Origin of the sequence: Bacillus sp. AFS088145 (genome assembly GCF_002564465.1) — a bacterium.
Lineage (GTDB): Bacteria > Bacillota > Bacilli > Bacillales > Bacillaceae_G > Gottfriedia.
Genome location: NZ_NUUX01000013.1, coordinates 457,489 through 482,945, shown reverse-complemented (window position 1 = coordinate 482,945; position 25,457 = coordinate 457,489). Strand labels below are relative to the sequence as shown.

Here is a 25,457-nt window from a genome sequence, read left to right as displayed (position 1 = left end):
GTAGTAGGGGAGGTACATGTATCCGTACTAAAAGAAATAGAATTTTTTTATTTAACTAATAATCGAAAATATATTTCTAGCAAAGATATAAAAAGGAGATATAAATACATATGAGGAGTCGGAAGGATAAAAATACTGAAAAAAGAAATAGTAAAAAAATATTTATTTGGATTATGATATTAGTTCTATTTGGCTGTATATCAGGATTTAGTTATTTTGTTTATAAGAAAGTTTATGAAGAAAGCAATTTGGTAAAAAATGACACTGAAAATAAAGTAGTAGATGAACCAAAATCGAATAAAAAGCCAGTTCAAAAGCCACCGGTTCAAAAGCCAGAAAATAACAATACGACAAAAAAACCAGAAAACATAGAAACGACTATAAAAATTAGTGCAGCTGGCGATTTTACACTTGGATCAGATGAGGATTTTCAATATATTAATTCTTTTCCAGCAGAAGCAAATAAAAATGGATTAGCTTATTTTACAAAAGGGCTAAATAATATCTTTAAACAAGATGATTTATCTACTGTTAATTTAGAAACGACGTTAACAAATGCAAAAATAAGAGCGACTAAAACATTTCGCTTTAAAGGGAATCCTTCTTATGCCAAAATATTAACTTTAAGTGGTATTGAAGCGGTCAATTTAGCTAATAACCATAGTCATGATTATATGCAAAAAGGTTTTGAAGATACGATTAACAATTTGAAAAAAGAAAAAATAGGTTATTTTGGCTATAACGACCAATATGTAACAACGATTAATGGTGTTAAAGTTGCTGCACTAGGTTATGAAGGCTGGAATGATTCACCTGACTTAAGGATTAAAATTAATAATGATATACAAAATTTAAGAAAAAGTGGTGTGAAAATTATTCTAATCCATTTCCATTGGGGAATCGAGCGAGATTATGTACCGAATAGTACACAAAAGAATTTAGCTCATTATGCAATTGACCATGGAGCGGATTTAATAGTTGGCCATCACCCACATGTTGTTCAAGGAATCGAAGAGTATAAAGGGAAATTTATCGTATATAGTTTAGGGAATTTTATGTTCGGAGGAAATAAAAATCCAAAAGATAAAGATACATTTGTTTTCCAACAAACTTTTCATCTAAATAATGGAATACTCACAAATCAAAAGGAAATTAAAGTTGTACCATTTTCAATTTCTTCAGTATCTAGCCGAAACAATTACCAACCATTATTTTTAAAAGGCCCTGAAGAACAAAGAGTTAAGAAAAAAATAATAGATGTTTCAAATAAGATTCATGGATCTAGTTGGACTCAATATGAAAAATAAGAGAGAGCAATCCTTTAAAGGGTTGCTTTTTGCGATTTGAAATATAAAATGGCCAACGTCTATTGATAATATAATTCATTTTTTTATGAACTAATAATGATTTTAAATGATAATATGTTTGAGCGGTTTTAATATCAACAAACTCTAGTAATTGTTTATTCTTGAGAAGTTAAAAATATTTAAAAGTTAATTTTTAGTAAGTTTAAATAATAAGTCGATGTTCGAAATTAATTGAATTACAAACTGATTAACAAGTATTTTGATACTCTAAGTAAAGGATATCAAATTAGGTTTTTAGTGTAACCTTTTTTTTGTTCAAATAGTTGATTGGAACGGAGGGGNNCTCCTATGGGATAAGCGGGAAGGCTAAAGACCCCGCAGGCTTGCTGAGGAGGCTAAAGAATCTCGCCCCATGGAAAGCGAGCACCCCGTAGTGGAAATCAACATCACCCTACTCCTTTACGAAAATTTGGTAATTTAATAAAAAGGTTGTTTTTCAACAACGTGAAAGCAATCCATTAAAGGGTTGCTTTTTTAATAAAAGATGGAATTTTTATACCAAAAGTTATAGGTAAAAGTCCTTATTTAAAAGGATAATGCTATTTTTTGGAAGGAATTTCTTCTTTTATAACGAATCAAAAGAATAACCTAATAGTAAGTTGATTGCCAAATAAAATTTAGGAGGAATAAGAAATGAATCTACAGTTTATTGAATTCCTTAGTATTATTTTCGTATCCTTGATTTTATCTGTGTGGGTAGAAGTTAAAATGCAAAATAAAACACACAATGTATTAGCTACAATGTCGATTGCATTTAATGTTAACCTATTCATCTTAGGCATTGCGAGTATTTGGTGGATCCTTAACGCTAGTGATAACGCAAGTGTAATTTTAGGTGTTCAGTTATTATTAGCAGCATTTTTTGGAATTTTATTAATTAATATCGGAGTATTCTTTTTTGTTAGAAATAGGGTAGTTTCGTAATTTTATTATGCTCGATCAGGTTCTTAAGTTTAGATAGACCTTAATTTAAATCTAGCATTACTCTATTTTAAATGAGTAATGCTTTTTATTTTTGCAGTTTTAACAAGTAGAAAAAATGAGGAGAAATCATGGAATTATACATTAGTAATATGACAGAGTCTTACGCTACAGAAATTCTTAATTGGAGCTATGCTCCACCTTACGATTTTTATAATAATGAATTAAGTCAAGAAGGATTAGATGAACTAGTAAATAATCAATACTTAGCAGTTATTGACCAAGATGAGAACTTAATTGGCTTTTATTGTATTGGTCAGTCAGCTCAAGTACCAAAAGGGAACGAGTTTGGTGTTTATGAAAAAAGGATGGTTGATATCGGATTAGGAGTTAGACCAGATTTAACGGGGAAAGGATTTGGGAGTGAATTTTTCAAATATATTCTTGGGGAAATTCAAGGGATGACTAATCTTTCCACATTTAGATTAACAGTTGCTAAGTTTAATAAAAGAGCGATTCGGCTTTATGAAAATTTTGGATTTAAAGAGGAAAATGATTTTTGTACTGAGCGTGCTGAATTTATAACGATGGTAAGAGGAAACTAAATATCCCCCAGACTTTATTAAATTGTCTGGGGGATAAAATTTTAGCTCATAAACTCACTTACTATTAAATCATAACGATATGGCGTAACTTCTTCATTGAATGTAAACACTGTATCTGCTTCATCTTTATTTGTTACAAGCTCACCACGGGCAACTGCATGTAATGCTAATAGTTCATAAAGAGAAATACTATTCTTTTCAGTCATAGCTTCTGTTAGTATGGCTAAACTATTCGAATTACTTTTTGCGTTATTATAGTATTCAATATTGTCTTGTAAACCTAAATCGCACCAAATAACTTTCTGTTCAAAAGTGTCAAAAATTAGTGGAATACTTATTTTTTGATCATTTGCTAGATCGAAGCGATCCATTACAGTACTAGGCTCAAAGACCTTGCCAGACTTGAAATCGTCTCTTAGCATCCATCCAGCAAAACAACTAGGTAAATTACAAAATGAATGATCTGAAAAACTATTTACACTTAATACAACATAACGAATCCCATTATTTTTAAGAGTAGGAATATGGCAGTCTATGAACTCACTAGCCCCTTTAGGAGCACTTGTGAAATCACCACTGTGATAACATTTAAGCTGTTTATTTTTTAGCTCATAGTAAGAGATATCACTTATATAATTAAAATTATCATCGTAAAATACTGCACTTAAATCAATATCGACATTTCCTGTATGTACTCCGTTTACATCTCCTTCTTTCCAATAAAGAAAGAATCTAATAATATCTCCTTCACCAATCGGAATATTGGAACCTCGAGGTATTGTTCTAAGTGATTTACTTGCCGAGCGCAATCCATTAGGTAACGTAAAGTTACGATAGGATTCATCAATCCATACTTTGCCAAGGGATTCTTTAACAGAAAAACGTACGTACAAAGTTTTTTTAACAACATTTAAAACAGCATCGATTATAACTTCACTAAGTTTTGTTATTTTATTTTCAATTGCATAGAGTTTCGCAATATTTCCTTTAGGAAAAAAGGTGCGAATTCTTCTCTCATCATTACGTTTATTAAAATGATTCCATAAACTCAATAGAACCGGAGTTGATACATCCTTACAAACGATTGAAAACTGTGAAACAATATATTGTTGGTCATTTTTTTCAGTAAATGAACGCAAAACAAAATCTAGTTTTCTAGCAAACTCTCCAGGACGTTTTATTAATTCACTTGTTAATTGAGAGAGATTCTTTTCACTTAAGTATTTAGTAATTTTACTTTGGTATGTACTTACTTGTTTTTCGTTTCTAAGTATACTGAATAAATTTCCAGCATGAGGAAAACGCTTCGAATATTCACCAGGATGTAGTTTTTCTCCAATTCTTATCCATACGTTTCGTCTTTTAACCATTTCGTCAATTGCATGAGGGATTTCATTTAATAATGAAAGTACTAATTTACGCTCTTTTCTACTAAATGATTTAAATTTAGTATTCATGCTTAAAGAAGGATCGCCATCACTTAATGCAACACAAAAGCGTAAAATATCTGTTGCCGTTTTTAAATAATTTGCGATTTCATTTTCGCTTATTTTTTTAGATTGATACAATAGTTTTAGGACTATAACCATTTTTTCTTTTGATAAGAATAGTTCTGGTAATAAGTTTAGTGGTTTATTTTGAGCTAAGAGTACAAATTGAATATCCTCAATGTCTTGGGGTTTAAAAGAACCAGTACTATCAATTAATCTTTTAATAATTTGACTTAGATCATCTTGTTTTGCAAGATTAATTATTTTTAGATTTTTTTTATGTCTAAGTGGTGGTCGTTTTTGAATTAGGGTTAGAGGCTGAACAGCAAATATATAATAAAATAAGCTATTGATATATAATTCCGCTTCATCAATTTTCATTACGTCATTAGGAAAGTTTTTGTAAAAAGGAATGTGGTCAACATCATAGCCTATTTCATTAGTAATGGTTTCTTTTAAATCTATAAACCAAGCAATAAATTCTTGATCGTTCCATGTTTGTAAAATTTCAATAAGCTCAAGTGAAAAAGTATAACCGAACGCTTCAAGTTGCTTCAAGGCTGTTGCAAGTAATGGTTTTGGGAGGTTGTTTTCTTGTTTTTCGATATAGAGGGAATTTTTTCTTCGGAAAAGGATGTTTGTTTGATTCATGTATAGCCTCCAAATTTTATAATAAAAAAACGAGGAAATTATTGAATCTAGAAAAAGTACTTAGAGTACAAACCTAGTAGAAGGAAGATTCAATATAGCCTCGTAACCTTATCAATTCTGATAAGGAATACAGGAAAGAGACCCGCTAGATAAATTCTAACAGTGAGTGTAGAAGGAAGCTGAGTCATAGCCTGTTATATTAGTTTAGTATGTATGAAAGCGTTTTGCAACAGATAACATATTCTTGTTGTTTAAGGAAATTCGTAATGTATGGCGGTTTTTCGATTTATAATAATTTAATAACTTAAGGAAAATATAAGTACGTAAAATTAGATTGACATAAAACCAAATGGTTGTATATAATTTTAAATATAACCAAAAGGTTTTATATTAACTAGAAAGAAGGATTGAAATGGGCGTACAAAATCAAGTTGAAGATATTAAACAAACTCTTATATATAATGCACCTATTCAAAAAGTCTGGGAGGTCGTATCAACTTCGGAAGGTATATCTGCATGGTTCATGCCAAATGACTTTAAACCAGTGGTAGGTCACGAGTTTCATTTGCAAGGTCCATTCGGTCCATCACCTTGTAAAGTTTTAGAAATTGATGAACCAAATCGAGTATCGTTTACTTGGGATGTTGATGGATGGGTCGTATCATTTAATTTAAAAGATTTAGGGGATCAAACTGAATTTACGTTAATCCATAGTGGATGGAAAACTGCTGATGAAATTCTTCCAAAACCAAACCAAAAAAGTGGTATAGTACGCGACAATATGAATGGCGGTTGGGCTGGTATTGTTCAGAAGCTTAAAAAGGTTGTTGAAAACTAGTGTCCAGTTCTGCACAAAAATATGACGTATTTCAAGCGATAGCCGATCCTACTAGAAGAGAAGTACTTAAATTATTAGCTAATAATGAATTGCCGATTTCAGAGATATCAAGTAATTTTCCAATGAGTCGAACAGCAATTGCAAAACATCTCCATATCCTTTCAGAAGCTGAATTAATTAGTGGAAGAAAAGTAGGCAGAGAAAGAAGATACAGACTACAGCCAGAAGCATTTTTAGAGATTAAACAATGGTTATCATATTACGAGCAATTTTGGGCAAATAAATTATCCATCTTACAACATCTAGTTGAAAATAAAGAAGATCAAAGTATAAAACTAGTTAAATCAAATATAGACAATAATGAAGAGTAATTTCAAAACGAATCTAAAGGGGGTTCGTTTTTTTTGCATAGACATTTTTAGTTATATCTATATAATAAACTAATGTGGCAAAAAATTATTATGAATGAATAGGATCATACTTGGGGAGTTAAGCAATGCATAAAAGTATATATATTTTAGCTATTGCAACATTTGTCGCAGGAACCGTTGAATTTATTATTACTGGTTTACTGTCAATGATTGCAGGGGATTTACATGTTTCAGTTGGTGCGGTTGGTCAACTAGTTTCAATTTTTTCAGTAGTATTTGCTTTTGGGGCTCCTATTTTTATAGCGATGACTTCAAAAATAGAACGTAAAAAATTACTATTAACCGCATTAGCAGTATTTTTCTTTGGTAATATTCTTTCCATCATTAGTCCGAATTTCGCTGTATTATTAATCGCACGTATTATACTTGCAGCAAGTTGCTCGGTTGTAATTGTTGTTTCAATAACGACTGCAACAAACATCGTTTCGCCTGAAATTAGAGGTAGAGCAATTGGCGTTATTTTTATGGGGATTAGTTCATCTCTTGTTTTTGGTGTCCCATTGGGTACAGTAATTGGAGAAAACTTCGGTTGGAGAATGACATTTGTTTTAGTCGGTTTATTAAGCTTATTGGCTATGTTAGGGATTTATAAATTCTTACCGAAAGTTAAAGGTCAGCCTACAATCCCATTGATTAAGCAAGTAGCAACACTTAAAAATAAACGTATTTTATCGATTCAACTAATTTCTTTTTTACAATTAACAGGGCATTTTACAATTTATACTTACTTTACACCATACTTAATGAAAACGATGGGATTATCTACTAACATGATCAGTATTGTTTTACTAGTTTTTGGTATGGCAGGAATTTTAGGTGGATGGCTAGGTGGTTGGTCTACTGATAAATTTGGTGGAAGTAAAACATTAGTGTTTAATTTAGGGTTATTAGCTCTTTCTATTTTAACTTTAACATTCGCACCTAGTTCAATTATTAGTTTATTTATTATAGTTGTTCTTTGGGGAACTGTATCTTGGTCAATTAGTCCAGCAGTTCAAGATAGTCTAGCTAGGATAGCTAAAGATTCGGCTGATATTCAAGTTGGATTAAATAACTCTTTTTCTCATACGGGCATTGCTTTAGGTTCAAGTTTAGGTGGGATCCTAATTACTCAGTATGCTGTAACAATGAACGCATTAGTAGGAGGAATTATTGTTATTTTTGCTTTACTTTCTGCGATTTATTCTTTTGTTCTAACAAATAAAGTGAATGAGACTAAATTAATATAAAAAAATGAAACGATGCGTTTTTTTGCATCGTTTTTATAATTTATTTTTCAGAATTGGTTATTCTAATAATGAAGTTTTGCGACATAAAACTAATATTAATTAGAAGGTGATTTTAATGGAAAATAAACCAGCGCATTATGATGGTAGTGGAATTAATAATGAAGTATTTGAACAATACTCTCAACAAGAGGATATTCAAGTAATAACAGAAGAAATGAGAAGTAACTTAAGCGGTAATCCTTATATTTTTGAGTAATATTTCACATGAAAGCGATACCTTGAGTATCGCTTTCACGCTGTTGAAAAACAACCATGTCAATTAAATTATCAAATTTTCGTAAAAGGAGTAGAGTGTTGTTGATTTCCACTACAGGATGCTCGCTTTCCATNNTAGGAGTCGAGCACCCCTTTAGTTCCAATCAACTTTATTCAATCAAAAAAAGTCTGCAATAAAAATCTAATCAAATATCCTTTACTTAGAGTATCCTAACAGTTTAATCACTTTGTAGGTCAATTCAAATGGAACATTAATTAAACTAATCAATTGAATTTGTTTTTCTATAAATTAGCTCATATTATTTTTAACTTCTAAAAAAAATCATTACTAGTATTATTGGAATCATGAAATTGCTCAAATATTTAACCTTTAAAACCATTAATAGATCATCCAAAAAATGATAATTTCGTCATTAAATAGATGAAATGTTCATTTAATGTCCGTTTACCCTATTGACCATTTTATATTTCAACACTCTGAAAGCGATACCTTGAGTATCGCTTTTTTATTTACACTTTTTTTATTTGACTATGTTATTTAACTCTTTCATCAAATATGATTAATAGAAGAAGGAGGGATAAAAATGAGTTCATTTGCAAAAACGCCAAATCCTCCATATTATGCTGTAATTTTTTGTTCAAAAAGAACGGATGGAGATAATGGGTATAGTAAGATGTCTGAAAAAATGGTTGAACTTGCATCGAGTCAAGAAGGGTTCTTAGGAGTTGAAAGTGCTCGTGATCATGAGATGGGGATAACAGTTTCATATTGGGAGTCATTGGATGCGATTAAGATATGGAAAGAGCACGCAGCTCACAAAGTTGCTCAAGAACGTGGGAAAAAAGACTGGTATGAATCCTTCGCATTAAGAGTGTGTAAAGTTGAAAGGGATAATTTTTTTGATATGTAGTCATTAAATAATGCTTATAATTGAAACAGATCCAAGATTGAGATGTAAATAATATAAAAAAATTGGAATAAATTTGAATGAAAATGATAGTTATTATCAATACTATAAATAAGAAAGGGCAACCTTCTAATTAGGTTACCCTTAAGACAATTACATTCCAGCTTCAAATGTTTTACAATCTGTTTCAGCATTGTTTTTAGCTTGTTTCCCTTTATGGCTCACAACATAAATGGAATCCGCACTACATTTGTTTCCAGAAGCCCAAAATTTACAGTTATCAACTTCGCAAAGTACATCTTTTGCCATTATAAGACACCTCCCTTAATTTTATCATTTACATTAATAAGGGGATTGATACATCCATTCTCTCTTTTTTTAATGTAAATTAATTCAAGTGAAAAACACTAAAAAGGCAATTTAAAAACCTTATCGAAATGCGGTAAGGTTTTTAAAATTGTGCACTCCTTTAACTTGGTTAACAAAATGGAATTTGAATATAATATAGAAATAACTTTATTAAAGTAAAAGCTCAACATGTATTTACCTATAACTTATACCTATTTCTTCAATGGAAAATAGAAAAGGATAAAATTGTATACCAAAACTAGTTATTTATGGTATAATTCCTTGTAAAATATACTGATTAATATCTTTTGGTATACCAAAGTTAAAGAGAGGATGGTGATACAATGTTGAAGTATGTGTTTGGATTAGTAATTTTTTTATATTTATTTTCCTCTTTGTTCCATTGGGATTTACAATTTTTTATTTCTTCTTTATGTGCCTTTATTGTTCTTTATACGATGTTTACAGTTAAATCGCTCGTTAGAACAATAGGGAGTATTTTTTTACTTATAGGATTGATTCTTCTTTGGAGAAGTAATATGAGTATAAAAGAATATATCCTTTCATTCGGTCCAATGCTGGATTTGCTTACTATGTTTGCAGTAATTCCAATATTAGGTTTTCCGGTTAGATTGGGAGGATATGCAAAAGGCATACAAACGATCATACAAAAGAAAGTAAACACATCTGGTCAGTTGTACATAATGACATCAGGAATATCTTACTTTTTAAGTATGTTTATGAATTTGGCAACTCTACCAATGACTTACTATTCTATTCAACCATCCTTAAGTCTTTTTTCTATAAAAAAAGAAGATCGTTTTATGAGTCGAGCTATTACACATGGATTTGCGATGCCTCTACTATGGGCTCCAATTACACCAATCGTAGGTATTGTAATTGGCGTAACTGGGGTAAGATGGGTATCTATTTTGCCATATGTATTACCGTTAAGTATATTGGGGATTGTGTTAGATTGGGTATTGGCGTCAAGGAATTCACGGAAAAGTGCTACAAAAGGACTTAGAAATGATTTAGTAAAAGATGAAACTGCTGCTTCACTTGAAGGTGTGGTCCCTCAAAGAAGAGTTTTTCATATTTTCATAGCTATTATTCTATTCAATCTCATCATTTCATTTGCTGAACATCTTTTTTCGTATTCTTTTGTTATTATCGTATCAATTCTAGTAATTCCGTTTGCTCTTGGTTGGTCTGTTCTCATTAAGCAACAAAAAGCATTTTTACATTGTTTAAAGGAATATTTTCATTCCTATTCCTTTAAAATGAAAGACCAATTTTTTATCTTTTTGTCAGCGGGGTTTTTTATTTCCGTTGTAAAAGGTACGAATATAAGTGAATCAGTAAATATAGCAGTCACCCATTTTAAAGATATTGTAGGACCAGAGGTATTTTTAATTCTATTACCATTCATTCCGTTAGCATTTGCGTTTTCAGGATTACATCCAGCAGTAACCTTGACGCTAATGGCTGAAGCGCTTGATCCACAAAGCTTAGGTATTTCACCGTATATTTTAACGGTGTCATTACTTGCCGGAGCCATTTCTGCGTTTTTAGTAGGTCCATATAATGCAACGATCGGTTTAATGTCGAGCATCGTTAAAGAGAGTTCTTTTAAAGTATCGAATTGGAATATTCCATATACAATTAGTTATTTACTAATTGTTATGTTTTATTTGTTTGGTTTAGAGTGGCTTATATAGAGGAATCGAAGGGACAACATTATGATAGTTGTCTTTTTTTATTTGTAAAATTAAGAAATAGCACTGAAACAGTGCTATTTCTATGTAATCTATACAGTTAGTACGTCCGACTTCACTAATTTTGAATGCTGAGAGTCCTCGCTGTTTCCTTGAGCTTTTACTATTTCGTATAGCTCTTCTTGTGCTGCTTCAATCGTTTCAAATGTCTCAAAGAACTTTACGCGAATATCATTCACGTATTCTTTTCCTTCATACTTTTCGTAAAGTTTAATTTTAATATTGTCGTCTAACACTTCGGCAATTGTATATTTAGCTTTTAGTTCGTTAAAAAAGTAGAAGTGGTATGTTTCGATTGCCTTTAATCCCTCGTTATCTACAATAGTTTGAAACGTGTCTTTATTCGTCAAAACAATATACTTACCCATCTTTGCACACTCCTCATCTAATTATGTAGTATTGAGCATAAGGTATTTTGTATACCAAATTTCTATTCATAGTGTAATACAGAAAAAAATATTAATCAATATAATTTTCTGAATTTTTAATAAAAACGATGAACGGTTATAATTAAAATTTTTTTGAATAGACAAAATACTTAATGTTAAAGATTTCCAAATAAATAATAGTATTTACTTTCTAAAAAATTCGAATTATAATCAGATTAAATTTTTTAAATTTTAAGAAAATTATATTGGAGGGATACATATGCCAAAAGTACGCTTGCATGTAGAAGGAGAAATTATTGAGCAAGAAGTGCGTGATCACGCGAATTTAGTAGTGTTGGCAGGCATCCGTCAATTCCAAAAACTAAAATACGGATGCGGGATGGGTAAATGTACAAAATGTGCATGTAGAGTGCTAGAAGGAGCAGAAAAGCTTGATCCGCCAAACTGGAAAGAGCAGAAAATGCTAGGTGAAAAGGTTGAGGAAGGCATTCGATTATGCTGTCAGTTAACAATCAAAGATGATATTGTCATTTCACAAGAAAATATAAACGCCCCAATACCGAAAGTTGCAAAGTCAGTAAATGCACAGTAATTTTTTTGCATCATCTAGGTATACAAAATACCTCTATAATTTAAAGGTTGAATTCATAGGACGAAAGTTGAAGGTTTTGTAAGCGGATACAACTATGAAAGGGGGTGAAAATATGAAATCATATTTATTAACTGAGATGACGTGGGAAGAAGTAAAGGATGCACTACATACTGTAAAACTAGCAATAATACCAATTGGTGCACACGAACAGCATGGCCCTCACATGGTTGAAAGCTGTGATGCTGTACTAGCTGAGAAAATGGCTGAAAAATTAGCTGAAAAAATGTATCCTCATGTAATTGTAACGCCTACTGTCAATATGGGAGTCTCGCACCATCATTTAAACTTTCCAGGAACCATTTCATTGCAACCGACTACGCTTATAGCAATTTTAAAAGATATGATCGTATCTCTTAAACATCATGGTATTCAAAAATTTTTATTATTAAACTCTCACGGTGGCAATCAATCAACTTTAAATGTTGCTTGCACCATGTTGTCAGAAGAGCTAGGTTCAGAAATCTATTATGCTAAAACGACTGCATCTGCCAAACTTTCAATCTCAGAATCTATTCACTCGCCATTGTTCGGTCACAGCTGTGAACGAGAAGTGTCAGAAGCACTTTACTTGGCTCCTCACTTAATTAGGCCTAATAAAATTACTAAAGGAAGCATCCAAAACGAAGGTAGATGGAAGCAGCTACGACCTGGTAAAGCTATTCAAGGGTTTTATCGATACGAAGAGATGACGACTAATGGTTGCATTGGAGATGCAACGAAAGCAAGTTTCGAAATAGGGGAAAAGATTGTAGGTGAAGCACTCGAAAACCTTTCAAACGAACTCCAAAAGTTATTACATCTAGAAGAAGAATGTAAGTTGTAAGTACCTATAAATGAGAGGGTGGGGTTTATGGATTTAACTGTTGCTCACTGGCTTTATGGTATCATGACACTTGTTGTAATTGTGACTATGCTGTTTCGAAAAGGGGTTGTATTGCCTACCATCATTGGAACCTTTCTTGTTTCTGTTGCTTATAAAGGATCAATTGTTGGTGGATTTCAAGCGTTATTCAACGCAAATCTTGTAGCAGCAAAAGAGCTATTTACCATCTTTTTAATCATCACTTTTATGGTGGCATTATTACATTCCTTAAAAGATACTGGTGCAGATGAAAGAATGATTGCTCCGATGCAAAAGGTAATGAAAAACGGACATATTGCTTTTGCCGTCCTATTAGTCATCACATACGTCATTTCTTTATTCTTCTGGCCTACTCCTGCCGTTCCGCTTATTTGTACGTTATTAGTACCTGCGGCTATTCGTGCTGGTTTATCGCCAATTGCTTGTGCCATGGTTGTTTCTATTGCAGGACAAGGTATGGCATTATCTTCAGATTATATTATGCAGATCGCTCCAATGCTTACTGCAAAATCAGCAGGTATTCAAACATCAGCTGTGTCAGGTAAGGTCATGATTCTCTCTTTAATTACAGGGGGAGTTGCAATCACGATTACGTACTTTACTCAACGCAAATCAATCGGTAAATCAGAAAGTGAAGCTTCATTGCAAAATTTACAGTCACTTGTAAACAAAAACTCTTCCGCAAATGAAATAGCTGCTGCAACAGAAGCTACTATGGATGATAAAGAACGTGAAAAATGGGGGAAAATCTTTGCTGTCTTAGTCCCACTATCGCTACTAGCAGTTATCATATTTATGTTTTCAACGAAAATCGGTAATGGTAAAATGAGTGGTTTTGAAGGAGGAGACGGTGCAGCATTTATCGGTGGTGTTGCGACTATGTTGTTAGTAGTTACATGTGTAGCGTTCCGTCGTTTACAAGCTCTTGATAAAATTAGTGAGCATATTACAGAAGGATTCGTATTTGCATTTCGTGCAATGGGACCAGTTATTCCGATTGCAGCATTCTTCTTCTTAGGCAGTTCGGACTTTAGTGGTACTATTTTTTCCTTAGGAGAAAATGTAGCAAAGCCAGCATTCTTAGTTGATTTAGTTCAGGCTGGTCAATCGATCATTCCACATAATTCGGTTTTAACGGCGTTTGGTCTATTAATTACTGGAGCGATTACTGGGTTAGAAGGTTCAGGGTTTTCTGGATTACCGCTAGTGGGAGCTTTATCAGGAGCATTGGCACCTGGGGTTGGTATGGAGCCTGGAACGCTAGGAGCAATTGGTCAAATGGGATCTGTGTGGACAGGTGGAGGTACGTTAATTGCGTGGTCCTCATTGGTAGCGGTTGCTAGTTTTTGTGGAGTAAATGTTTTAGAGTTAGCTAGGAAAAACTTACTTCCTGTTGCTACAGGCTTAATAGTCTCTACCATTGTCGCTCTCGTTATATGGTAGAGCACTTCTTTAAAATTTAGAAGAGTTAGAAAATTTAATAAAAATGTATTTACAAACAAAAAACAATGGGTTACTATAAGATTAGTTGGTATACCAAATACAAAATACAAATAAATACCTCGTATTTAGTAGTTTTTATAGGTGTTTTAAGTGATTTGGTATACTTCGATTGTTTAACTAAACTATTAAACTACATAAACATATTGGAGGAGGAGTTTTGGATGACTAGATTATTATCTAAAGATGAGTTTCGTAAGGAGTTAGAAGAAGCGATTAAAGGGAACCACAGCCAAAAAGCACCTTTTACTGTAGCATGGGCTGAAGGAAAATTAGAGCGTAGTCACTTCGCTCGCTGGGCTGAAAATCATTACCATTATGTTGGACCTTTTGCAGATTACTTAGCTTATATCTACCATAACACTCCAAACTTACCAAAATATGAAGATGCAAAAGATTTCACATTACAAAATATGTACGAAGAAGAAATCGCTGGCGATCGCCATACAGATTTATTAATCCGATTTGCTGAAGCTTGTGGAACAACTCGTGAGCGCGTATTAGATCCTAACAATATGGCTCCAACAACGCTAGGTTTACAAAGCTGGTGTTTTGCAGTAGCAGCACGTGAAAACTTCGTAGTAGCAACTGCAGCATTAGTTGTAGGACTTGAATCTCAAGTTCCAGACATTTATCGTAAGCAAACTCCAGCATTACGTGAGAAGTACAACTTTACCGATGAGGAAATTGAATTCTTCGATTTACACATCGTATCAGATGAAATTCACGGAGAGCGTGGATATAAAATTGTACTTGATCATGCTGATACTCCTGAGTTACAACAACGTTGCTTAGAAGTTGTTCGTACTGGTGCAAAAATGCGTCGCATGTATATGGATGGCTTATGGAGAGAATATCTTGAAAAGGATTTAGGTGCTCTAGTACAAGCATAATAATTAGAAAATAAAATGGCAGTTTCCGTCTAGGGAACTGCCATCTTGTTCAGAAAGGATGATAAATTTGCTAACTACTAAACTAGAAACTTATAAAAATTACATATCTGGAAGTTGGGTCGAGTCAGTAAATAATAAAACGTTCCAAAGCGTAAACCCTTCTAATAAGCAAGATATTGTCGGCACATTTCAAGCATCGACAGAACAAGACGTAATTCAAGCAATTGATGCAGCTCACCAGGCTTTTCCTGCATGGGCACAAACTCCACCTTCTAAACGTGCTGCCATTTTAAATAAGGCGGCAGCAATACTTGAACAGAGAGTGGAACAACTAGCAGAAGAATTGACACGAGAAGAAGGAAAAGTAATAAGCGCGGCCAAACAGGAGGTGCTTCGCTCAGCGGAAACGCTTCGTTATTATGCAATTGAAGGACAAAGCTTTACTGGGGAAACATTCCCGAACGATGATCCAAATATGAGAGTCACAACAGAAAGGGAGCCTCTTGGTGTAATTTCAGTCATTACACCATGGAATTTCCCAATCTCCATACCATCAAGAAAGATTGCACCGGCATTAATTACTGGAAATACAGTTGTCTTCAAGCCTTCATCTGATGCACCTTTAATTGCATTTCGACTCGTTGAGGCGCTTCATGAAGCTGGTATACCAAAAGGGGTCATCAATTTTGTAACAGGAAGTTCGTCCGATATCGGGGATATTTTAGTTAAACATCCTGCTATACGAGGAGTTACTTTCACTGGGTCTACTAGCGCCGGGGAACATATTCATAAAAACACATCCTTTACTACAAGAACACAAATGGAGCTTGGTGGAAAAAATCCTCTAATTGTAATGGATGACGCAGATGTAGACTTGGCAGTTAACCTAACCGTGAATGGAGGCTTTCACCTTACTGGTCAAGCATGTACAGGTACTAGTCGTGTAATTGTTATGAAGGAAGTAAAAGAACAATTTGTGCAGAAATTAGTAGAAAAAACAAGTGCTTTAAAAATTGGTGACGGCTTTGACGATAGTGTTATTATTGGACCTCTAGCAAATGAAAAGCAGTTAAAAAACGTGCTGAAGTATATAGGAATTGGTAAAGAAGAAGGGGCTACTCTTGAATATGGAGGCCAACAGCTTGCATATGGACATTACGAAAACGGCTACTATATTGAACCGGCGATCTTTACGAATGTAAAGCCCGATATGCGCATTGCTAAAGAAGAGATTTTCGGCCCGGTTGTTGCAGTAATTGAAGTAGAAAGTTATGAAGAAGCCGTTTTAATTGCTAACGATGTTGAATATGGATTATCTGCATCAATTGTTACTAATAATTTGAAACTCGCTCATCAATTTACTAAGGATGTTCAAGCAGGGACAGTTAAAGTAAATCGCACGACGACAGGTAATTTGATGAATGCACCATTTGGTGGAGTAAAACGCTCTAGTACTTCTACATTCCGCGAGTCAGGCAGAGTTGGACTTGAATTCTTTACACAAATAAAAACAGTCTATATCGGTTACTGAGGAGGGTTTTAAATGAAAAAAATATTAAAATTAGAACTAGATGAAGCAAAAGTAATGATTGAAGCTGCTAAGAAAAAATCACAGGATATTAACGTTCCAGAGACGATTGCAATTGTAGATGACGGAGGATATGTCATTGCACTTGAACGAATGAACGGTGCTCGTATTACTGGTCCTGAAATTGCTATTGCTAAAGCATATACGGCAGCGGGGCATAAACGCTCGACTCATTTATTTAATACAGAACCAAACGGACCAGCCCTTCCGGGAAATGAAGCATTTGGAATTCAACATATGCTAAATGGAAAATTTGCAATCTTTGTCGGTGGTTTTCCAATTGTAGTAAATGGAGAAGTCATTGGTGGCGTTGGAATCAGCGGTGGAAATGGAGAGCAGGATACAGCGGTAGGAACAGCTGCTTTACAAGCATTGCAAGAGTTCCTTTCCAATGACGGTTATGAAGTTGTTACTGATGCGGACATTAAAAAATAATACTTTGGAGGCGGTTAGGTGTTGTTCCTACATCGCCTTTTTTGGTGTACAAACATTCACATAGAATATAACTGGGATTAAAGTTCATTTTTGTAGATAATAAAAGTAGTTAGCTATAAGAAGTTCTACTTATCAAAATTTAGGTTTAAGAGATAAAAGGACTAAATAGCAAACGTTTGTGTGTGAGTATGAATGGTATTTGTTTCCATCTATGTACTCGCTTACTCATTTAAAAGATACTATAATAGAAATATCGATTTACTTTTAATAAAATGATGATACACTATTTTAAAATAGGCAAGAAATGGGAGGCAGGTGAATGGAATGGAGATGGAAACTAATTTTCTTTCAATCCGGGAACATGCGTATAGATATTTAAAAGAATTGATTTTAGAGGGGCATTATAAGCCAGGTGATCGCTTAATTGAACGGGAGCTTGCTGTTAAGCTAAACATTAGTCGTACACCTATTAGAGAAGCTTTATTCCGCTTAGAATCACAAGGGTTTGTAAAAACGGTTCCGCGTAAAGGTGTCATTGTTTCAAATATTTCTGATGAAGACATTATGGAAGTGTTTACGATTTTATCTTCACTAGAAGTGTTAGCAGCAAAATTGGCTGCTAAAAAAATGACGGACGAAATTCAAAAAGAGTTTGATCAGAAAATAGAGGAGCTTCTTTATATTGAGGAACACTCAGACGAAACCTTTGAGAACGAGCATATTGAAATGAATCTCCTACTATATAAGGCAGCGAGAAGTCCAAAGCTATTTGAAATTTTATCCGGCTTAACAGATTATATCCATATGTCTGCTAATATGGGGTACGAAACGCCTGGAAGACGTAAGGAATCATTGAGGGAACATATTGAAATCATGAAAGCAGTACGAAATAAGGAAATAGAAATGTCGGAGTATTTAACGAAAATTCATATCGAAAATTCTAGACGTGCGTACATGAACTACATAGAAAAAAGAAAAGAAAAAACGACATAAAAATAGTTTGTGGAAGTTATCGTCTCTTTCCTTGTATGGAAAAAATAAAAGCCCCTATTAGTTAGACTGATAGATCGTCTAGACTAAGGGGGCTTTTTATTTTAGTTTATTTTAGAATCGTAATTCACAAATTATAAAGAGAAAATACTAGATCCCAATAACAATCGAGGCCGTTCTATTTTTTAAAGTATTACAAATACTCATTGCTACAATATACCCCGTCTTTGGATTAGTAGAAGAAGGAATATTTTGCACCTTTACTTCCATTTCACCAAAAAAACCCTTTACAAAAATTTGATGTGTATTACTGGTTATGCTTGGATCTACATAAACTTGAACTTTTGTTTTATCAAATCCGATTCCAGCAAGACTCAAGGTTGCTGAAACATTTGTGCTTTCTGGAAAAAGCTTAGAAGATTCTCTAGCAACACCATTATAAATGCAAATTGGCTCTTTAACGGTATCTAAATCTACCTTTTCCTCTGCAATTGTTCCTCGCCAAGCACTTGGTGGCTTTCTCGTTACAAGTTTTACTTCATCAACACCCTGAAGTATAGAAGCAGCTACACGATCTAATCCAGCAATCGCAGCAGAAGGGATGATGATCTTGCTGTTAGTAAGCTTTGCAGTAGTTACAAGTTCTGCTAATAATGTATCATCTGCTAGTGCACCTACAGAAGAGATGATAAAGTCACTACTAGCAGTCAGCGTCCTTTTCCCATACTTATAGACAGCTTCATGACCTGCAGCTTCAATAATAATATCCAATCCCAATCCGAAAAAAGCATCTTCATTGTCGTAAAATAAATCGCTTATATGTGATTCGGATTGATCCTTTCTCCGTATGAGAACCGCTTTTAATAATACATCCCCAGCCTTGCCTTCGTTAATATATTTGACGATATCTTGTCCGATTGCTCCATATCCAATTAATCCAATAGTAAGCACATTCATCCCCTCGCTTTTTGAAAATTAAGACGCATTTGGTATACAAAATATTATATCAGACCGGTATATAAAAACAAATAGAGTAATATAAATTAAGAAAAATAGCTTAATATATGTAATTTTTATATTGTCAGAAAATTATAAATATGGTATATTGTATACCAAAGAGATAAAGAGGAGGATTTGAATTATGCCGAAACTGAATTTTGCTACTAGTGGAAAAGTATTAGAAGTACCAGAAAACTCCAATATTTTACGTATGTCTCTTCGATTTGATGGAGAACTGCCAAATCGATGTGGTGGAGGCGTTTGTGGATCCTGCGTTTGTAAAATTGAAAAGGGTACAGTTGATCATATAAAAGTGCAGGAGCGTCGAAAACTTGGTGAAGAATGGTTAAGTAAAGGGTTCCGTTTAGGTTGCCAAGCTTTCATCACTGATGATGATGTAACGATTTCATGGAACGAAGAAGTAACAGATGAAGTAAAGAAACGTAAATTAGATCATCCGAAAAAGAAAGTGACATCTACACCATAAATCCAATTTTAAGAGCGGGAGTGAAAAATATGTTGTTAGTATGCGACAAACATATGAAAGAAGCCTTAAAGTTAGTAGAAATGCCTCAAATTCAAAAAGCTCAAACTGGTCAGACATGTTCGTTTTGTAATGTGGAGACCTCGCTTTTAATGACCATAGTCAATCAACCTAATCCAGTTAAGAAAAAACAATGCGGCAATTGTGTGAAGTGCTCTTGTCTTATTGCAAACTAAAAGAAAGATAAACTAAAGGGATGGATTTTATGAAACAGTTAAACATCTTTATCGCCTTTTTTAGGAGCAGTATGCTTGGATATGGAGGTGGACCATCGACCATTCCTTTAGTACATAAAGAAGTGGTTGAACGCTTTAAATGGATGACTGATGAAGAATTCGGAGATGTGCTCGCAATTGGAAACACACTGCCGGGACCGATTAATACAAAAATGGCAGGATACATTGGGTTCAAAGTAGGCGGTAAAATTGGGATGATCAATGCAATAGTTGCAACGATCTTGCCGACGATTATTTTAATGGTTGTTTTATTGACCACTCTAGTAACATTTAAAGATTTAAAATGGGTACAAGGAATGACTAAAGCGATTGTACCAGTAGTTGGAGTCATGCTTGGTGTACTAACTTGGCAATTTATAGAAGCTTCCGTTAAGGGATTAAAATGGCCCTTTACAATCGGACATATTTTAGTAGGGATTGTTTTAATGCAATATTTTCATATACATCCAGGGTTTATAATTGGAGGGCTACTCTTATTTGCGATCGTTAAGCCAACCAAATCAGTTGAAGGTAAAAAATCAAAAGGACTGTCTGCATAATGGTATATTGGAACATTTTCTGGGCGTTTTTTGTTGCTAATATTTTAGGGTATGGAGGAGGCCCTGCGACCATTCCGCTTATTCAAAAAGAAGTCGTCACAAGAGGTTGGCTTACACATCAAGAATTTAATGAGGCTCTTGCTATGGGGAACTCTCTTCCAGGACCGATTGCTACGAAAATGGCAGGGTATATCGGATACCATGAAGGTGGTATACTAGGTTCATTTTTGGCTGTATTCGCTACAGTTGCACCGTCATTAATCCTCATGCTGACCTTAATGGGAATTTTGTATAAATATCGTCATTCGATTCAAGTTAAGCGAATGACTCTTTACGTCAAGCCAACAATCGCAGTTTTACTTGGCGTTATGGCTTATAATTCATTTCATGATTCATATTTTCAAATTGGTATTGGACAGTTTTTATTTTTAGGAGTAATCAGTTACATATTAATGGAGAAAGTAAAGCTACATCCGGCTTTTATTGTAATGGGAGCTTTGCTATACGGTGGATTAAATTTATAATTTGAAAAAAGGGTAATTGCTTACCCTTTTTTGCACATTAGAAAGTATAAATTTTCTAGCAACGAAGGGGACTAAAGGCGTAGTAACATATTTTTGGAACTATGTAAAAGTGCAACTGCGTCTCTGTCTTCGCTTAAAATTCGCCAATCGGCGAATTTTCTTTAGAATTTTAATCTAACTTTAGTTTGTAATTCGTTATTGTAATTTACTTTCAACTTGTTGACAAACTTCATCAGCTGTTAAGCCACTTGCCTCGATTACTGATCCTTGTGTAGCTACATTTTGCATTCCCATTACATTTGAATCAAGTCCTGTTACTACGCAGCAATCGCAACCATTTGCATCTGATTCTTGTTTTAATTCAACAACATCGTGTCCCGCTGAACGTAATGCTTCTTGAACATTTGTTAAAGATTGTTCTACTCCGATTCTAGCCATAAAAAACACCTCCTCAGAAATATAAGATTTGCAATTTACAGGAAAAATATTCTTTGAATAAAGAAGTTTACGTTTAGAAAAAGTAAAGATGGAGGTGTTTAAAATGGGAAAAACTAAAAAAGATCCATCTAGAGTGGGCTTAGGATCACCAAATGTACAAGGTCAAGGGACTACAACATCTGAAACTGGTGTTGAGATGTCTTCTAGTAGAAAAAAACAAAAAAGAGAGATTAAATAAACACTATTGGTCTAAATTCAAATGGTAGGAATTTGCCAATGACATTCAAAGCTAAGAACATGTCTCGCCACCTATTTATATAGGTGGTTTTTGTTTTGATAAAAAATAATAATAGATGTAAGAGGAATCTACGATTGCTAAGAAGAATTAAGAACTGTATTTTCTTTTTAATTAAACCAATGGAGAAAGTAGATGAATAGATGAATCATATTGTAAATGGTGATGTGGTTGGAGGAAAAATTAAGACATTAAATGATAATATTGTTGTATGGCGAGAAATGTATGATTTTGGACCACTTAGTCAAGATTGGACATTAGAAGAAACATATAAAAGAAGAGCAGAATTTTTTGAACAAAAGCTACAAATTCCTTCGAGTTTTTTTATTGAAAATTGCCAAAGCCAATTTCAAATATTAAATGAACTATCTTGTTCTGAGGAAGTTGTTCTATGGTTCGAACATGATCGATACGATCAGGTGACAATACTTTATTTATTATCGGAATTATCGGCACTTGGATTTCAAAAAATTTCGATGGTTAGTATAAATGAATATGAAGGAATTGAACCATTTCACGGATTAGGTCAATTATCTTCAGAACAATTAATTGAATTACTTCCAACTAAACAAGAAGTTACAAACGAACAAATAGAAGAAGCATGTGCTGGATGGAAAGCTTATTGTTCAAATAATCTAGCTGAACTTAATGAATTTATTCATAAATGTCATGCGCTTCCGTTTTTAAAACAAGCTTTATTAAGTCATTTGACATATTTTCCGTCTCAACAGAATGGATTAAATGAAGTAGAGTTTTTAGCATTATCAATGATCAATGAAGGTATTAACTCTTTTGCAGAACTATTTAATAAACTCGTAAGACAAAGAACAAATGATGGATTAAGCGATTTATATTTCGCAGCACTTTTAAATGAATTAATGAAAGGTAATTACCCTTTAATAAGTAGTGACAGTGAATTACCAAGTTATAAACACCATAACCCAAAAGCAAAAATTGAATTAACTAAATGGGGATTAGCCGTACTAACGGGAAAAGCAAATCGAATGAATTTAATTGGAATAGACTGGTGGATTGGAGGGGTTCATTTAGTTGAAAAAGCCTCTAATAATAACCTGTAAGGTCAGGTATTGTTAATGGATGTTGTATTTAAATCAGAGAACAAAGTATTTAATTTAAGGGTAGCAGGTATTTGGATTGAAAATGGCATGTCTTAATTCACAGACTAGCAAATGAAAAAATTTGGTCATTACCTGGTGGTAGAATAAAATTCAATGAAGAGTCACATTTAAGCTTAAAAAGGGAGTTCAATGAAGAATTAGGATTAGAAATAGAAATTAATCAGATAATGTGGACGGTAGAAAATTTCTTTTCTTATAAAGGAAATGATATTCACGAAGTTGGTCTTTATTATAAAATAAAATCAGAGAACAAGCTTACTAATTCAATGAATGAATCATTTTATGGTAAGGAAGGTAATCGATTAATTTTTAAATGGGTAAGGATAGAGAATCTTGAAGAAATTGAATTATACCCTGAATTTTTACGGAAAAAATTAAAGGAAGTTTCAACCGAAAATCATTTTATCGTAAAAGATAATTGAAATCGTTATAGAGGTGGTAATATGCGCCCAATATTATTAGGAGTATTAGCGGCATTTTTCTTTTCAATTACATTTATTTTAAACCGCTCGATGGAATTATCTGGTGGAAGTTGGATTTGGAGCGCATCCTTAAGATACTTTTTTATGGTACCTTTTTTATTGATCATCGTAATCTCTAGAAGAAATTTGTATGATCTATTAAAAGAAATGAAAGGGAAATTAAAAAGTTGGATTATATGGTCAACAATTGGATTCGGTTTATTTTATGCACCAATTTCTCTCGCAGCAGTTTATTCACCAGGATGGCTAATAGCTAGTTCATGGCAAATCACAATTTTATCTGGGTCACTTTTAGCACCATTTTTCTACATTTCAATTCAAACATCAAATGGAACTCGGAAAGTACGCGGGAAGATTCCGTTTAAGGGATTAGGAATGTCTTTATTAATCATATTTGGTATTTTATTAATGCAAGTGGAGTTAGCTACAAAGATTGCTATTTCAACAGTTTTAACAGGTATTTTACCAGTTATTATTGCATCATTTGCATACCCACTTGGCAATCGGAAAATGATGGAATTATGTGATGGAAAGCTGGATGTATATCAACGCGTTTTAGGAATGACTTTAGCAAGCTTACCGTTTTGGATCATCCTATCAATCTATGGTTTATATACTCAAGGGCTACCAAGTCAAAACCAAGTATCACAATCGTTAATTGTAGCGATTTCATCAGGTGTAATTGCTACTGTATTATTTTTTCAAGCAACTGATTTAGTAAGGGGAAATATGCAGAAATTAGGGGCAGTAGAAGCAACCCAATCCATGGAAGTATTATTCACAGTAATTGGTGAAATGCTCTTTTTATCATCGGCATCTCCAGCAATTATTTCTTGGATTGGCATGATTATTATCATGATCGGAATGATCTTACATAGCTATCTATCACAGAGGAAAAAGTCCGTACAGCAAGATAAGGAAACTGTTAATTTATGAATTGTTGAAAGAGGTGATGAGTATGTATAAAGAATTCAATGAATCACTTGTAATAGATAAAAATAAGAATTCGATATCTATCTTAACACCAAAAGATTTCAGTTTTAAAGAATGCTTAGTATTTCTAGCACGATCTAAAAATGAGGTACTTCATCAAGTTAAAGGGGAATATTTTTTAAAACTTATAAAAATAAAAAATAGATTAATTTTAATAAAAGTAAGTAGTGATCATAACGAATTATTAATTGAATTTCCAGACCAAAATACATGTGAAGAAATAAAAGTAGCTTCAGCAGTATTTATATGGGATTTATTTGATTTAGGCAGAGACCTAACCGAGTTCTATCAATTAAGTAAAGATAATCAAATGCTACAATTGCTAATTAATCAGCATTTTGGACTTCGCGTAATTGGAATTCCGGATTTATTTGAAGCATTTACATGGGCAATTATGGGTCAACAAATCAATCTGTCATTTGCGTTTTCTTTAAAAAGAAGCTTTGTTGAAAAATATGGAGAAAGCTTTAGATGGCGGGATGAAATATTTTGGCTATTTCCAACTCCAGAAATAATATCCAAACTTGAAGTTTCCGATTTAACTAGTATGAAATTTACTACACGAAAAGCTGAATACGTGATTGGGATTGCAAAATTAATGACAGATGGACTCATTTCAAAAGAATCTCTAACTCGTTTAGATTCATACGAGAAAAAGGTAAAGAAGCTATTAGAAATTCGAGGAGTTGGGAACTGGACGGCTGATTACGTTTTGATGAAATGTTTACAAGAGAAATCTGCATTTCCAATTGCCGATGTAGGAATACATAATGCATTAAAAAATCAACTATCATTAGAGAAAAAACCTTCAATTGATGAAATTAAGAAAATAGCTACAAAATGGAAGGGCTGGGAAGCTTACGTAACGTTTTATTTATGGAGATCATTATATTCCTAAATAGGTAATACAAAGCAAAGTCCTTTAAAATTGAAATATCCCCCTATATTTCGATACATAATTGGTTTTTATTGTTAAAATAATGTAGTAACAAGAATAATTGGGGGAACAGCATGAAAAGACTTATTTTATCATTTTCCGAAAGAAGACTCCTTCCTCAATTACGTGAAGGTGTGATAACACCACCAGTAATAGGTAGTCGTTGAATGTCGGTTAGGC

General features: G+C 33.4%; 29 protein-coding genes. 24 read left to right on the top strand and 5 right to left on the bottom strand.

The window, feature by feature from the left end:
- The first annotated feature begins 110 nt into the window (after positions 1 to 110).
- From COI44_RS10490 to COI44_RS10480, 3 genes are all read left to right on the top strand, one after another.
- Positions 111 to 1,307: a CapA family protein gene (locus COI44_RS10490; protein WP_098427872.1), complete on the top strand. Its 1,197-nt coding sequence runs from the start codon at positions 111 to 113 to the stop codon at positions 1,305 to 1,307.
- A 693-nt stretch (positions 1,308 to 2,000) separates the two neighbouring features.
- The gene (locus tag COI44_RS10485; RefSeq protein ID WP_098427871.1) at positions 2,001 to 2,291 is read left to right on the top strand and encodes a hypothetical protein; all 291 of its coding nucleotides are present in this window, start codon (positions 2,001 to 2,003) and stop codon (positions 2,289 to 2,291) included.
- Positions 2,292 to 2,419: 128 nt separating this feature from the next.
- Positions 2,420 to 2,893, top strand: a complete 474-nt coding sequence (locus COI44_RS10480) for a GNAT family N-acetyltransferase (RefSeq protein ID WP_098427870.1) — start codon at positions 2,420 to 2,422, stop codon at positions 2,891 to 2,893.
- A gap of 41 nt (positions 2,894 to 2,934) precedes the next feature.
- Here the strand turns inward: COI44_RS10480 and COI44_RS10475 are convergent, their stop codons facing one another.
- The gene (locus tag COI44_RS10475; RefSeq protein WP_098427869.1) at positions 2,935 to 5,034 is read right to left on the bottom strand and encodes a TerD family protein; all 2,100 of its coding nucleotides are present in this window, start codon (positions 5,032 to 5,034) and stop codon (positions 2,935 to 2,937) included.
- A gap of 412 nt (positions 5,035 to 5,446) precedes the next feature.
- On the opposite strand from COI44_RS10475, the gene COI44_RS10470 reads away from it, so the two are divergent.
- From COI44_RS10470 to COI44_RS10455, 5 genes are all read left to right on the top strand, one after another.
- Complete coding sequence (locus COI44_RS10470; protein WP_069033304.1) at positions 5,447 to 5,872, top strand: SRPBCC family protein; 426 nt, start codon at positions 5,447 to 5,449, stop codon at positions 5,870 to 5,872.
- On the top strand, positions 5,872 to 6,243 hold the full coding sequence (locus COI44_RS10465; RefSeq protein WP_098427868.1) for an ArsR/SmtB family transcription factor: 372 nt from the start codon (positions 5,872 to 5,874) through the stop codon (positions 6,241 to 6,243). Before COI44_RS10470 ends, COI44_RS10465 begins: the two co-directional genes overlap by 1 nt.
- A gap of 125 nt (positions 6,244 to 6,368) precedes the next feature.
- Positions 6,369 to 7,532, top strand: coding sequence for an MFS transporter (locus COI44_RS10460; RefSeq protein WP_098427867.1), 1,164 nt, complete (start codon positions 6,369 to 6,371; stop codon positions 7,530 to 7,532).
- Positions 7,533 to 7,647: 115 nt separating this feature from the next.
- Entirely contained in the window at positions 7,648 to 7,788 is a 141-nt protein-coding gene (locus COI44_RS24115) for a hypothetical protein (protein WP_179887076.1), read from the top strand.
- A gap of 604 nt (positions 7,789 to 8,392) precedes the next feature.
- Positions 8,393 to 8,719 (top strand): antibiotic biosynthesis monooxygenase family protein, encoded by a 327-nt coding sequence (locus COI44_RS10455; RefSeq protein WP_098427866.1) that lies wholly within the window; start codon positions 8,393 to 8,395, stop codon positions 8,717 to 8,719.
- A 150-nt stretch (positions 8,720 to 8,869) separates the two neighbouring features.
- Here COI44_RS10455 and COI44_RS10450 read toward each other — a convergent pair whose 3' ends face one another.
- Entirely contained in the window at positions 8,870 to 9,025 is a 156-nt protein-coding gene (locus tag COI44_RS10450) for a DUF1540 domain-containing protein (RefSeq protein ID WP_069033300.1), read from the bottom strand.
- 578 nt (positions 9,026 to 9,603) lie between these two features.
- On the opposite strand from COI44_RS10450, the gene COI44_RS10445 reads away from it, so the two are divergent.
- Positions 9,604 to 10,785, top strand: a complete 1,182-nt coding sequence (locus COI44_RS10445) for a hypothetical protein (protein ID WP_286163857.1) — start codon at positions 9,604 to 9,606, stop codon at positions 10,783 to 10,785.
- Between the two features lie 89 nt (positions 10,786 to 10,874).
- Here COI44_RS10445 and COI44_RS10440 read toward each other — a convergent pair whose 3' ends face one another.
- Complete coding sequence (locus COI44_RS10440; RefSeq protein WP_088012221.1) at positions 10,875 to 11,210, bottom strand: hypothetical protein; 336 nt, start codon at positions 11,208 to 11,210, stop codon at positions 10,875 to 10,877.
- Between the two features lie 280 nt (positions 11,211 to 11,490).
- Between COI44_RS10440 and COI44_RS10435 the strand changes: the two genes are divergently transcribed.
- From COI44_RS10435 to COI44_RS10405, 7 genes are all read left to right on the top strand, one after another.
- Positions 11,491 to 11,823 carry a 2Fe-2S iron-sulfur cluster-binding protein gene (locus tag COI44_RS10435; RefSeq protein ID WP_098427864.1) on the top strand — a complete coding sequence of 111 codons (333 nt, stop codon included), beginning with the start codon at positions 11,491 to 11,493 and terminating at the stop codon, positions 11,821 to 11,823.
- A gap of 112 nt (positions 11,824 to 11,935) precedes the next feature.
- Positions 11,936 to 12,706 (top strand): creatininase family protein, encoded by a 771-nt coding sequence (locus COI44_RS10430; protein WP_098427863.1) that lies wholly within the window; start codon positions 11,936 to 11,938, stop codon positions 12,704 to 12,706.
- 27 nt (positions 12,707 to 12,733) lie between these two features.
- Positions 12,734 to 14,188, top strand: a complete 1,455-nt coding sequence (locus COI44_RS10425) for a hypothetical protein (protein WP_098427862.1) — start codon at positions 12,734 to 12,736, stop codon at positions 14,186 to 14,188.
- A 221-nt stretch (positions 14,189 to 14,409) separates the two neighbouring features.
- Positions 14,410 to 15,138, top strand: coding sequence for an iron-containing redox enzyme family protein (locus COI44_RS10420; RefSeq protein ID WP_056471818.1), 729 nt, complete (start codon positions 14,410 to 14,412; stop codon positions 15,136 to 15,138).
- 58 nt (positions 15,139 to 15,196) lie between these two features.
- Positions 15,197 to 16,669: an aldehyde dehydrogenase family protein gene (locus COI44_RS10415; protein ID WP_098427861.1), complete on the top strand. Its 1,473-nt coding sequence runs from the start codon at positions 15,197 to 15,199 to the stop codon at positions 16,667 to 16,669.
- Between the two features lie 12 nt (positions 16,670 to 16,681).
- Complete coding sequence (locus tag COI44_RS10410) at positions 16,682 to 17,161, top strand: GlcG/HbpS family heme-binding protein (protein WP_098427860.1); 480 nt, start codon at positions 16,682 to 16,684, stop codon at positions 17,159 to 17,161.
- A gap of 324 nt (positions 17,162 to 17,485) precedes the next feature.
- Positions 17,486 to 18,154: a GntR family transcriptional regulator gene (locus COI44_RS10405; protein WP_098232970.1), complete on the top strand. Its 669-nt coding sequence runs from the start codon at positions 17,486 to 17,488 to the stop codon at positions 18,152 to 18,154.
- A gap of 147 nt (positions 18,155 to 18,301) precedes the next feature.
- Here COI44_RS10405 and COI44_RS10400 read toward each other — a convergent pair whose 3' ends face one another.
- Positions 18,302 to 19,108, bottom strand: coding sequence for an aspartate dehydrogenase (locus COI44_RS10400; protein ID WP_286163856.1), 807 nt, complete (start codon positions 19,106 to 19,108; stop codon positions 18,302 to 18,304).
- Between the two features lie 184 nt (positions 19,109 to 19,292).
- Here COI44_RS10400 and COI44_RS10395 point away from each other — a divergent pair, with 184 nt between their 5' ends.
- The 3 genes from COI44_RS10395 (at position 19,293) to COI44_RS10380 (ending at position 20,993) form a co-directional block, all read left to right on the top strand.
- The gene (locus COI44_RS10395) at positions 19,293 to 19,637 is read left to right on the top strand and encodes a 2Fe-2S iron-sulfur cluster-binding protein (RefSeq protein ID WP_098427858.1); all 345 of its coding nucleotides are present in this window, start codon (positions 19,293 to 19,295) and stop codon (positions 19,635 to 19,637) included.
- A gap of 262 nt (positions 19,638 to 19,899) precedes the next feature.
- Positions 19,900 to 20,469 (top strand): chromate transporter, encoded by a 570-nt coding sequence (locus COI44_RS10385; protein ID WP_098427856.1) that lies wholly within the window; start codon positions 19,900 to 19,902, stop codon positions 20,467 to 20,469.
- A complete protein-coding gene (locus COI44_RS10380) occupies positions 20,469 to 20,993 on the top strand; it encodes a chromate transporter (RefSeq protein WP_098427855.1) in 525 nt (174 codons plus the stop codon). Before COI44_RS10385 ends, COI44_RS10380 begins: the two co-directional genes overlap by 1 nt.
- Before the next feature lie 195 nt (positions 20,994 to 21,188).
- Here COI44_RS10380 and COI44_RS10375 read toward each other — a convergent pair whose 3' ends face one another.
- Entirely contained in the window at positions 21,189 to 21,431 is a 243-nt protein-coding gene (locus tag COI44_RS10375) for a YkuS family protein (protein ID WP_098427854.1), read from the bottom strand.
- Between the two features lie 103 nt (positions 21,432 to 21,534).
- Between COI44_RS10375 and COI44_RS10370 the strand changes: the two genes are divergently transcribed.
- The 5 genes from COI44_RS10370 (at position 21,535) to COI44_RS10350 (ending at position 25,238) form a co-directional block, all read left to right on the top strand.
- Positions 21,535 to 21,669, top strand: a complete 135-nt coding sequence (locus tag COI44_RS10370; protein ID WP_082459488.1) for a YuzL family protein — start codon at positions 21,535 to 21,537, stop codon at positions 21,667 to 21,669.
- 200 nt (positions 21,670 to 21,869) lie between these two features.
- A complete protein-coding gene (locus COI44_RS10365) occupies positions 21,870 to 22,805 on the top strand; it encodes a DUF1835 domain-containing protein (RefSeq protein ID WP_098427853.1) in 936 nt (311 codons plus the stop codon).
- A 95-nt stretch (positions 22,806 to 22,900) separates the two neighbouring features.
- On the top strand, positions 22,901 to 23,287 hold the full coding sequence (locus COI44_RS10360) for an NUDIX hydrolase (RefSeq protein WP_098427852.1): 387 nt from the start codon (positions 22,901 to 22,903) through the stop codon (positions 23,285 to 23,287).
- A gap of 21 nt (positions 23,288 to 23,308) precedes the next feature.
- Positions 23,309 to 24,283: a DMT family transporter gene (locus COI44_RS10355; RefSeq protein WP_098427851.1), complete on the top strand. Its 975-nt coding sequence runs from the start codon at positions 23,309 to 23,311 to the stop codon at positions 24,281 to 24,283.
- A gap of 22 nt (positions 24,284 to 24,305) precedes the next feature.
- Complete coding sequence (locus tag COI44_RS10350; protein ID WP_098427850.1) at positions 24,306 to 25,238, top strand: DNA-3-methyladenine glycosylase family protein; 933 nt, start codon at positions 24,306 to 24,308, stop codon at positions 25,236 to 25,238.
- Positions 25,239 to 25,457 lie beyond the last annotated feature (219 nt).